Source organism: Halalkalibacter hemicellulosilyticusJCM 9152, from assembly GCF_000513115.1.
Lineage (GTDB): Bacteria > Bacillota > Bacilli > Bacillales > Bacillaceae_D > Halalkalibacter > Halalkalibacter hemicellulosilyticus.
Genome location: NZ_BAUU01000037.1, coordinates 25,589 through 37,791, shown reverse-complemented (window position 1 = coordinate 37,791; position 12,203 = coordinate 25,589). Strand labels below are relative to the sequence as shown.

7 protein-coding genes and 1 pseudogene are annotated in these 12,203 nt (G+C 34.6%); 1 reads left to right on the top strand and 7 read right to left on the bottom strand.

The genetic code is table 11. The annotated features are described in order from the left end of the window. Positions 1–193, top strand: a pseudogene (locus JCM9152_RS22435) (site-specific integrase); the annotation flags it as partial. A gap of 272 nt (positions 194–465) precedes the next feature. Here JCM9152_RS22435 and JCM9152_RS18345 read toward each other — a convergent pair. From JCM9152_RS18345 to groES, 7 genes are all read right to left on the bottom strand, one after another. Then, positions 466–1,377 carry a hypothetical protein gene (locus JCM9152_RS18345; RefSeq protein WP_035346795.1) on the bottom strand — a complete coding sequence of 304 codons (912 nt, stop codon included), beginning with the start codon at positions 1,375–1,377 and terminating at the stop codon, positions 466–468. 15 nt (positions 1,378–1,392) lie between these two features. Further along, on the bottom strand, positions 1,393–2,664 hold the full coding sequence (locus tag JCM9152_RS18340) for an FRG domain-containing protein (RefSeq protein ID WP_035346794.1): 1,272 nt from the start codon (positions 2,662–2,664) through the stop codon (positions 1,393–1,395). Positions 2,665–3,164: 500 nt separating this feature from the next. Then, complete coding sequence (locus JCM9152_RS18335) at positions 3,165–5,519, bottom strand: pPIWI_RE module domain-containing protein (protein ID WP_035346793.1); 2,355 nt, start codon at positions 5,517–5,519, stop codon at positions 3,165–3,167. Next, positions 5,500–8,742 carry a hypothetical protein gene (locus JCM9152_RS18330; protein ID WP_035346792.1) on the bottom strand — a complete coding sequence of 1,081 codons (3,243 nt, stop codon included), beginning with the start codon at positions 8,740–8,742 and terminating at the stop codon, positions 5,500–5,502. Before JCM9152_RS18330 ends, JCM9152_RS18335 begins: the two co-directional genes overlap by 20 nt. Beyond that, positions 8,726–9,883, bottom strand: a complete 1,158-nt coding sequence (locus tag JCM9152_RS18325; RefSeq protein WP_035346791.1) for a restriction endonuclease-related protein — start codon at positions 9,881–9,883, stop codon at positions 8,726–8,728. The genes JCM9152_RS18330 and JCM9152_RS18325 overlap by 17 nt, the downstream gene beginning before the upstream one ends. Before the next feature lie 261 nt (positions 9,884–10,144). Next, positions 10,145–11,788 (bottom strand): chaperonin GroEL, encoded by a 1,644-nt coding sequence (gene groL / locus JCM9152_RS18320; protein WP_035346789.1) that lies wholly within the window; start codon positions 11,786–11,788, stop codon positions 10,145–10,147. 39 nt (positions 11,789–11,827) lie between these two features. Further along, positions 11,828–12,112, bottom strand: a complete 285-nt coding sequence (gene groES / locus JCM9152_RS18315; protein WP_035346788.1) for a co-chaperone GroES — start codon at positions 12,110–12,112, stop codon at positions 11,828–11,830. Positions 12,113–12,203: the final 91 nt, after the last annotated feature.

The following is a 12,203-nucleotide window of genomic DNA, read 5'->3' as shown; positions in this document are numbered from 1 at the left end:
TATCGTTAGAAACACTCATATAAGTATGCTTGCTGAAGCAGGTGTCGATATAGCGACGATCATGAATAAAGTAGGTCATGACGATGTAAAAACCACAATGAAGGTGTACACATACATTACAAACAAAATGAAAAAGGATGCATCCGCAAAATTAAATACCCTTTACGGAGACATCCTACACAAAATAAATTAAAATGTAATTTTTATGTGATTTTCTTACGTTTTAACCGTCCGATAATCCATAAAAAACCTTTTAAATCAACGTTTCATGGGTGGTTCTTACATCATGCCGCCCCTATGGTGAGAGTGTGTAATATCTTTAACGCGATGTGCGTAGAGTGCGGTATATCAAGGTTTTTCTAAATTTTTACTGTAACATATTTAACGGGGGTTTATCGTTTTTCATTTGATTGCGTTAGCAAAATGTTAGCATTGATACATGAGTGACCTTAATAGATGTTTAATTTAATAATACCCTACCCAGTTGGGCTGATTATTTTTCGTTGCTTTCTCTACAGCATTAATCCAATCTCCTATATCTTGTAGCTTAATTTCCAATTCTTTAGTAGTCATACTAGTCGAATCCGCCGTTTTCCATAAAGTTTCTAGAGCATATTTAACTCCATCATAAGGGTATTGAATAGAATCATGGGCTAATATGCTATAAAATCCGTCATTCTTCATGCTATTTAATGTTCCATCTTTAGAACAATCAACATCATATGATAAATGCTTGAAATTCCAACCAGTCATAGTTCTTTTTACAAAGTAAATATCATTATGCTCCCATCTAGAAGAGTAAATTTTCATCTTTAGTGGAGAATTTAAATTAATATCTCCTTCTATACTATTCCATTCTATTTCACCACTTTCAAATATTACTCTGTACAAATCTTCAATAGTATGAAAGTGATTATAATATTCTTCAGTATTTTCTTCGGGAATTATCTCTGAATTAATTATAGTTTGCTCAGGATATATAGGTAAATATATCCAATGCAACTTGGCAGCTATTTCTTTTGTTTTCTGAATTATCCCAAAGGCCTCTTCAGTTGGTTTGAAATTCATGTAGATTTCCCTTATATCCTCATAATTAGTTTTTAATATTCCCTCAAGTTCCTGTTGGTCTAATGAATACTGATCATACTTCTCAAAATAACTATTAAATTCTTCTTTGATTTCTGGTTTTATAAAGTATTTCTCATTACCAGTATCGAAAAAACAATCAATATATTCTTCTATATCAGACTTTTTGAAAAATAATTTCTTATGAATAGCTTCTTTACTATAAGACTGTTCTAATGCCTTACCTTTGGAAAGTGACACTTTATATAATTTTATTTTTAGATTTCTTTTTCGAGCTTCACTGTATTCCATTCTAAATCCTCCTTTTTAATTAGAATACTTTTCTCTAATAAACTTAGTCATACCTTCTAAATCTGGATATATAGTACTACTATTAACACCAACCTTATTTAACTCATTAGTAATATCTTTCTTATATGTAGCAGGGATTATTATTTTAATATGCTGGTCATACTTTTGAATATCATTCATAATATGATCAAAAGGTTTAATACTTCTATATCTATCTAAAGCCTCTTTTAACCCCTCCAAGTCAATTGGATGCTCTGTAGCTATAGCATTATAACCTTCAACCTGTTGGCAAATACGATCCATAACGGAAGCATCAAGAGGAATTTTGATTATATCCACAACTTTATCTAAATGTTTGTCTGGAACATTACTATTATTCCTTTTTAGATATTCATTTAACTTATATTTTAAAAAACCGTTCGCTTCGTCTTCATTAGCTTCAAAGCATATAGAAAAGTAACCATTTTGTCGTTTTATTCGCTCGTTAGAGTATCTAATTTTTAAGAATTTATATTTTTTATCTGACTCATATATCTTGGAGAGTATAGGGAATATTGCTTCGACATCATCTGTGTAACCATATCTGTATTCTAAGAAAGATTGAATATCTTTATATGTTTCCGAATCCACATCTAACATTTCTGGACAATCCATTACAAAGACTATTCCACCTTTACTTAAATCTTCCCTACCACTTACACAAGCAAAATAGATTGCATTAAAAATATTACTTGTCCAATCCACTAGTCTAGTAGGAATTCCATAATGCTGCATATCACTACTTAATTGATTAAAATCATCTGAATTAAATTGGTCATGATTTAAATGCCTAATTTCCGAATATAATAGCGCTTCCTTACTTCGATCATATCCTTTTCTAAATAAACTACTCTCAATTTTCCATTCTTTATTCGCTTGCCCTCTAAATAGAAAATCGTTTTTATTTGAAACTATTATACTAGAGACTTCTAGAGCTTCTTTTAAACTTCTGATATTTAATTCAATACTTTTAAAGTCGCCTACACTAATCTCTTTAATTTCCTTCTCGTGATCCAAGATATAATCATCTGAATTTTTTAAAACGTGATTTATTTTAATGACTCTTGAAACCACTCTACATGATATATATTCTGCAAACCCTTCTATATATCCTAAAAAGCAATTTTGCTCATCATTCGTAATTATGATGTAAAATGGAGGATCTTCTATTAACTCAAAATCTAAAATAATTTGACTAAATAAGGTTGGAACATCAGTAAAGTTATATTTCGTAATGTATTTAATCAATGACTTTAATTCCTTTCATAGTATATTATCCTGAAATATGTTAGCATTTTTAGACTACAACAAGTAATATCTAAGTTTTAGTACGTTAGGCATTTTGTATTTCGCAATTGAAAAGTGAACCATTTCGCAACATTTTTTTAAGCCACTTAAATTTGGCGGATTTCACAAACTTACAGCTGAATTTTTGTGATGAGGACAGGCTTGACATGGAGCCTCTACGGACATGACTTCTTTGCGAAAGCATGCAGTAGGTAGGGATCTCGCATCCCTGCAAGGTTATCATGCCCGCCTCTCCATATAAAGCCGATGTAGGATAGAGTATTATATATAATTCACAAGCTTTAAGTGATTCAGTTTTTAGTTGTCATGTGGCTCACTTTTCATGTGTTATTTACATTTTATAGTTAGATAGCATAAGTACCTTTTCAACTTAGTATCTTTCCGTTTTTTCATCAATTGTGTGGTCCAAAGTTATCGTTATAACATTATTAAATTCCTAACTATATAGTAAAGGCGTACTCCTTCGCCTTTAACGCTAAATGAATCGGCAATGGAAAGTTTGTCATATCTTTATCGTATTGAATGCTAGTATTTTTGCGTAGATCATGTGTTATCTTTGCAAGCTCAATTGGTGAAAAGTCTTTATGGTAAACAGGGACAGCTACTTCAATAGCTACCGGTTTATGAAACAAACTGGTTGGTGATTCTAGTTTGGTCTTGTTGGGATTCATTTGACTTTGTGTTGTTGATTTTCCTGCAATACTAAAAAATACTCTATCGTTCAGCTGATACACACCGGTTGGCAGTGATTCAGGGATAGCTCCCGCTGAATAACCCTCACTTTCATGTCGATAAGCACACCACTCTGGTGTTTCATTATCTTTTTGATCGCGAATACGAACAACAGACAAATTACTATACATTGGTTCAAAGTAGTCCGCCCGCAAATTTGTATTGTTTAAGGAAGGAAGCACTCTTCGACTATTTTGGCTATGTGTAAATAGAATGATATGCTCCCCTTCCAACTCTGCTAACAACGAATATATAAACTTATTAATATCCTGTTTTGAATAATTCCGTGAATATTTCTCTGAGTGTTTTGTCAACAGCAACAAACCCTCAGAATATGAAACCCATCCTTCATTTGGTATAGCCATCATTACACCAGATGCACAAACCCTTACCATTAAAGGGAACCCAATTTTATCTTTGCTAGTTTTCTTGTTTTTCTCTATATATAGGAAACCAATATACTGTGTTGTTTCCTTTATCAGTCCCATTACCCGGTAAGAAAGAATGCCCACCTGTCTAAATAAATCTAATGTACCTTTCTCAAATTTCTTATCCGAATCATTTGGATTATCAGGTGTGATAAATTGGGTCAATATATCATTCTTAGCAAATAAGTTTCTAATATAATCTTTTGGGTCTATCCAACTCTTAAATTGTTCCTTATCATGAAGTTCAAATAAACATCCAGATACAAAAGTAGTTGGTGCAACCATTTTTTCAATTCGATTTAAAAGCTCCATTTTATTGCTCTCATCGACAAATAAATTTTCTGAAATGCGTATTGGCTTAATTTGAATAAGAGTATCATTTAATTGATAGGTACTATTTTCATTCTTCTCTACTTTTAAATTCTGAAGAATCGCTTCTTCTGCTTTTTCCAACCATTCTTGGCTTGAATAATACATATATATAGTAAAGTTTTTAGGCAAGCTTAGTTCAAGTCCTTTGGAATAAACCTTAGAAGCACCAGCAACTCTTGGATAATTCAAGAAATTTCCTGTCAGTCCAATTTCATTTGCTGCAGCTTTTGCTATCTCATAGCGCTCCTTAAAACCAGCTCCATCACTAATTGGGTGATATCCAAACAACTGGGTACTATAAGGAATAGAAACCGAAAAACGATTGCTATCATTTATCCCCTCGAAAATACTCTCAGCATCCTTCTCTAATTCGGTTAAGGATGAAATTCTCGCCGGTATATTCATGCCTTCAATAACTTGATCTATTTTTTGGTCCCAAAAATAAGTGTATTTCCCTTCCGTTTTTACTCGTTTTATTTTAGCTGGTATGAATGGTAATTTGTCCCCATTTCCTACAATCCACGGGAAATTACCTCTTATATATACGGTTAACCTACGATTGCGCGTCACAACATTTCCATCTGTTTTCCAACGAACAAGTCCAATATGTAAATACATTTGAGGGGTTTCACTAAATGGAACAGTTTGCAAACTAAATGTAATTTTATATGAAAAATAATACTTCTTTTCATTTCGTTCATAGCGCTCTGGAGGCCAACTTACCAGTTCACCTTTTTGGTCAGATTGAATTGGTATAAAATTTAATGATTTTCCGAGCGACTCTACAAATAAGGGATTCTTTATTTTATCCGCATAATGTTTCGGTAAATATTGAAAAGTAAAAAAGTCCTTCATGATTGGATTTCCAGCTTCATTAATAGTAATATCTACGATTCTTTTTTCTTTTTGAATACTCAAATCATTTAGGATTGATGCTGGTAGTTCTTCATTAAAGTGAACTTTATACCAGGATTGAATCATTTCTTTTAGCCACTCAATGTCAAAGGGTGCTCGAAAAAATAACCAAGGCTGATTTAAAAATTTTTCTGCATTGGAATTAAAGAATAGAAAATCTGAAAACATTATCTTAATTGTCTCTTGAAGAGAGCGTATAGGAGACATATAAAAATGTTTTGGCTTTTTAACCTGAAGTAACTCACGCAATGCTTTTGGAAAATAAACTGCATAACCTTCTATACTTTCTTCTTTAATAGGAATTGAAAACACTTCAATGCTGTCGGTATTATAATTTCTTTTTTTCATATGTTGTTACTCCCTCCACATTTTGTATGCCATTAATGATGGGGCTATAAAGTTTTGAAGCAATAGTTGACGTTTTAGGTGTATCTAAAACCTCTGATAATACTTTCTTCCAAGACAGAATCATACTAGTTTCATAAGAGTCGGAATTCCCTTTTATTGTTTCAGGAGCAAAGCTGCCATCACATAACAAGACATTGGCAGATACCCCTCCGCGGATTAGTCGCCCTATTAATTGCCAAACACTAATAAACATATCCATGACAAGATGATACCTTTCTTTTTCATCAAGGTGTCGGAACCACACTTGATTAGCTAGTAATTCTTTCTGAATTACATATGCTCTGTTTCGAAGCGATAGCACTTCTTCCTTCACATCATAATTACCATTATATTGTTTTGAAAGCATATCAATTGAAAACTCATTAAGTCGGTTCACAACTCGATCTACGTCAAATGGTTTTGGATATGGTCTAACTAAAAATATTGCGGTTTCAAAAGCAGCTACCACTTGTTCATCTATTGTAGTGATTATGTTATGACCTCGCTCTAATGCTAGAAGTGGTACTACAAGGATTGATCCCCGTACCTTTGGAAAAGAAGATATTTTCTGTCTTGTCCATTCCCCTTTTGTTCCTAACTTTGTTTCATCATTTACTAAATGGTAAACTTCATTTGGGTCTGGCCAAATATCCATTAAATACTCCCCTACAATTTTCGCTTCTTTATAGGAGCCTACAACAATTAGTACCCGCTCCCTCCCACTACTAGATCTTTTAAGTGAATCTTGCAAAATATTTTGTTGAAAAAGTATTCTTGTAGCTTCTTTTAAAGCAATATTCCTTTCCGCTCCGTGTTTTCCAGAAATAATGATAAACTCATCTCTTTTCATTAACGGTCTAAAAGACATATTTATATTTGGCAAATCTTCATCTTCTTTTTCTAGTAAATATGAAACAGGTAGCTGCACGTTGTACTTTGAAGAATAAGGAGCACTACTAGTACCTGACAATAGTGCCACTGGTGCTCCTTTGTAATGGTCGATACCTTCAAAAAGGTGATCTAAATTCGTTAATATATATCTACCTACACCTACATAACGCATAAAATTTAACTTTCCATTTTGAGCATTGGATTGTTGGTCACTCTCATACCGGAATCCCATCCAAATACCAGTAGGCGATATAGGAATTAATCCATCATAATCTTCAGGTGTTCCAGTAAAAATTGACATAACCTCATCTTCTACTAATCCTTTTAATTCATCTCTTACTGATGGCAGGAGTTGAATTAAGGTAAATAGATTCTTTTCTATAAACAGAATCGATAGAGAAAATCTTAATTGTTTTTGTAGTAATGACTGTTTATGGTCTGGAAACTTCGCTATAGGTTGAATTATGGATATTATTTCATCTAAAAGAAACCGTATATCATCATTGTCTTGAGTGATAGAATCAATTCCCCCTCTTAATTTTCGTTTAAGTTCTTCATTTGAAGCATTATTAGGTTCATGAGCATACTCATCTTTTCTATAGCTATGAATGAATGACTCTAACTGTTCTGATAGCTTTTGAAACTCTTTACTCTTTATAATCTTTTCTTCATTTTCTGGAGTTACACCAAAAGCATTAAGCAGAAACATTTTTATTAACTTATATCCAGTAAAGTACTGTTTCCCTATCATCTTTAATATATCTTGATCCTGTAGCTGTCCAAATGCAATGTAAGATGCTGTAACTGTATTCTGAAGAGCAATAAACCATCTTTCGACACGTCTTTTGCTTAAAGGTATTTTTGAGCGAACAAAAGATTGAAACGCTTTGTTTTGTAATTTTTCTAACCAACTATCCTCTGTGCCAGCCATCTCAACACTAGGAGCAAATATACTGTCCAACTGTGATTGGACCCTATCTGATTCGTCTACTAAAATTAAATCCGAACTTTTGCTAACATACTCAAGCATTCTCATCCGAATACCTACTAGGATAGGAGGTAGCTCACTTAATACTAGCCCCTGAATAGTAGCAACAATAATTTGGGCATTTGGTAAGTCGAGATAAGCATTATGATAGGAACATTGCTTAAAATATGGACATACTTTTGTTTTTCCTTTTTCCTTTAAACTAAAGCATGGTGGAGCTGTGTCTGTAAGCTTCTCTTGCGAGGTCTTAATTATGCATGTGTCAGATAAATAACGGAACGAACGCTTTTTTAAAGTTGATAGGCTTTTAACATTTTCATTTATAGATTGAAAATGTTGTTTAATATGGTCTTTTCGTTGTCGGTAGCTTAATATCGGTACAGTTTTAACTCCTAAAGAATGAAACAAATCAACTTTTTGTAAAGCGGTAGCAACGTCTCCTACAACTAACACCGTCACTTTTTCTTGTAATGACTGATGGAATGCAATAACATCCATGATTGTTGATTTACCAGCGGAAAGCGTCCCAACCCAGTGTTGAGTACCACTTATGTTTAATCTTTCAGACTTTATTAGAGTTTCCCCAACAACTTCATGAAAATTTAATTCTTTTATTCGCTCATACCAATCTTGATTGATTATCATATCCATACGTTCAGCTGATTGTAATAAGTCACTTTTACTAATTGTCATATCTTTTCCTTTTTTCGAAGGAGTTAGAAAAACTCCCTCATTAAAAGTTGGAAAAGGCTTCATGTGTTCTGGAATTGTATAATATTCACTTTTGAATAGTTCCTTATCAAAATAGGAAACCTCTGACTTTGGTGAAGCAAAGCCTTTCTTATTCTCTAAATAAGGAATTGGCATTGATAATAAATCCTTATAAAGATTCGTTCTTTCAGGATATTGAATAAGAGACTTCCATTCTATTGTGTTTTCTTCGAATGTTAGATGGCATAAGTTCGAAGGGACGGGTATCTCAATATAATCCTCAATCTTACTAGAAGCAATGGTTCTTGCTTTCCAAGCTGGCAATAACACCCTAACTTTCATCCACAACTCCATTTGAGTAGGTGTAAACTGTTGGAATTGTGGTAAGTGTGTACCTGAATATAGGTATTCTAATTGTGAGCGCTGCTTGTTATCGGAAGGTAGCAATTGAGTTGAAACATAAAAGGCAACTTCAACCTCAACTATTAATTTTGCGTAAACCTCACTTTCATCATCATTAAAATTATGATTTATTAAGATATCTTTCACATCATCAATTGCTGATTTAAAGTGCTGGTCAAATTTGACTCTCAAACTGTGCCCCCTCCTTCTGCACAAGCTTTACAAACTGTTTATCATCTAAAACTTCATAGCCTTTTTTACAAATACTCCGTAATGTTTTTACATATGTACTTCCTCGAAACGATGGTACAACTATAAAGGCCTTTTCTCGAATTACATTTGTTGAAAATGGCTTTAGGTTGTGATTTAACATATACGGATTAACCCAATCCTTTACATCTACTACCCATGAAGTACCACTTTCAAATATGAGTTCCAAATCATATTCATCATTGTTGGGATAAAGAATGACATCTTTAAGTCCCGGAAGCTTTTCAATTCTTTTAAATAGATTCAATTCAAGCAGACCGGGATCTACAATGTAGCGACGAATCCCTCTACGAACTCGCAATAATTTATGGCTGTTTAGCTTAATGCTCTTAAAATACCATCCACTGCTTAATTTTTTACATTTATTCGTATCACAATTTGCATCACCATCATCGGTGATTGATAGCGTCCATCCACACCTTGGACATACATAGACCTGTCCTTCATTGTAATAATGCTTTGGAACAGCCTCATATAAATAATTCACTAGCTTTTCTTGTATATTAGGTGGCATATGAGCAATTTTCCTCATGTATGTAGGGCTATCTAAATTCAATATTGGATTCTCAATAAGGAACTTCCTAATGTTTGAGTAATCATGAGAATCGTTATTTAGTAAGTTACGAATAGAGATGAATTCTTTTGTATCTTGTTCGTGGATTGGATCATGACCACCTTGTGCAATTGAAATACAAAATTCTGTTACATCATAGTCATATAATACCGCTTGCTCTAACTCGTCCTCTTCAACAAAAAACCACTCATCAAAAGAAGGATACGGCCACAAATGTAGAGGTTTTTCCCACCATACAATTTGTTCATCTAATGTCAAAGGGTATATATCTTTGGAATCGAGTCCTAGCTCGAGTCCTATTGAATGTAACTCCCCCGTGGCTTTAATCATTAACTTAGGAAATCCTTCAAGATTCTCTTCTTTAAAAGCTTTGTCCATATCAATAATACTTCTTGCTAAAATTGATAATGAATCAAAGCACCTTTTCTCATAGTTATCAATAAGGCTTTTCACTGTTAATAAATCCCCTCCTTTTGTCTCGAAACGCATTGGTCAAAAAGTCCCTTTCCCATCATACTGAACCATTATTTTCCTTTTGTTTATGATACTATAAATGAAAATGTATTTGTGAATTTAAAAACTTAATTTTATGAAATTTTTGAAATAACTTCTTGTTATTTAAGCAAAAGAAAAAGACTTCTCAAAAGTTAAAAGAACTAATGAGAAGTCTCAAATTTAAACATTATGTTAGCATTTTGTTAGCAAATCACTTCAAAACCCTTATATATCAAGGGGTTGAGCGGTCGGTCATCACATCATGCCGCCCATACCGCCCATTCCACCCATGCCGCCCATATCAGGCATGCCGCCGCCAGCGCCTTCTTCTTCAGGCTTATCAGCGATAACTGCTTCTGTCGTTAAGAACATCGCAGAAACTGATGCAGCGTGTTGTAGAGCTGAACGAGTTACTTTTGTTGGGTCAACGATACCAGCTTCAACCATGTTTACCCATTCGCCAGTTGCTGCGTTAAATCCGCTACCAACAGGCTCGCCTTTTAGCTTTTCAACGATAACAGAACCTTCAAGTCCTGCATTGTGAGCAATTTGGCGAACTGGCTCTTCTAGTGCACGTAAGACAATGTTAACACCTGTTGCTTCGTCGCCTTCAGCGTCTACCGCTTGAACCGCTTTTAGTACGTTAATCAGCGCTGTACCACCACCGGCTACGATTCCTTCTTCAACCGCAGCACGAGTTGAGTTAAGAGCATCTTCAATACGAAGCTTACGTTCCTTCATTTCGGTTTCCGTTGCAGCACCGACTTTAAGAACCGCTACACCGCCAGCTAATTTAGCTAAGCGCTCTTGAAGCTTTTCTTTATCGAATTCAGATGTTGTCTCTTCGATTTGAGCTTTAATTTGGTTGACACGAGCACCAATTTCAGCTGTATCACCAGAACCTTCAACAATTGTTGTGTTCTCTTTGGTTACAACTACTTTACCAGCGCGTCCTAATTGGTCAATCGTTGCTGATTTCAGGTCAAGACCTAAATCTTCTGTAATAACCTCTCCACCTGTTAGAGCAGCAATATCTTCAAGCATTGCTTTACGACGATCGCCAAAGCCTGGTGCTTTGACAGCTACTGCGTTAAATGTACCACGAAGCTTATTCACAACTAACGTTGCAAGTGCTTCACCTTCAACATCCTCAGCAATGATTAAGATTGGTTTCCCTTGTTGAACAACTTGCTCTAGTACTGGAAGAACTTCTTGGATGTTCGTAATTTTCTTATCCGTAATTAAAATATACGGATTATCAAGAACAGCTTCCATCTTGTCAGAGTCTGTTACCATATAAGGTGATGCATATCCACGATCAAATTGCATACCTTCTACTACCTCAAGCTCTGTTGAGAATCCTTTTGACTCTTCAATTGTAATAACTCCATCGTTTCCTACACGTTCCATTGCTTCTGCAATAATATCACCAACTGTATCATCAGCAGATGAAATCGCTGCAACTTGAGCAATAGATTGCTTACCTTCGATTGGCTTAGAAATATTCTTAAGCTCCTCTACAGCAGCATTCGTTGCTTTCTCAATTCCTTTACGAATGACCATTGGGTTCGCACCAGAAGTGACATTTTTAAGCCCTTCACGGATCATTGATTGAGCAAGCACCGTTGCTGTTGTTGTACCGTCCCCAGCAATATCATTCGTCTTACTAGCCACTTCTGCAACAAGCTTCGCACCCATGTTTTCAAATGCGTCCTCAAGCTCAACTTCCTTTGCAATCGTTACACCATCATTTGTAATGAGGGGAGATCCAAATTTTTTCTCAAGAACAACATTACGTCCTTTTGGTCCAAGTGTTACTTTCACTGCATCAGCTAATGCATCCACACCTCTAAGCATTGCACGACGCGCGTCTTCACTAAACTTAATATCTTTTGCCATAATTTCAACCTCCTAATATATTATATGTAGCTCTTTTCCTTAACCGATAATCGCAAGAACGTCACTTTCTCTTAAGATAAGGTATTCTTTCCCTTCATACTTCACTTCTGTACCTGCATATTTCGAGAAGATAATTGCATCTCCTGTGCTTACTTCAAGCTCAATTCGTTCGCCATTATCTGTTACACGACCAGTTCCAACAGCAACGACTTTTCCTTCTTGAGGCTTTTCCTTTGCAGAATCGGGAAGTACAATCCCACTCGCCGTTTTTTCCTCAGATTCAACTAATTCAATAACAATACGATCACCTAATGGTTTTAACAAGGAAAACACCCTCCTTCAAAATTCTTTATTATTTATATTTTTTATTAGCACTCATCATCACTGAGTGCTAACACATTTATTATAATAATCA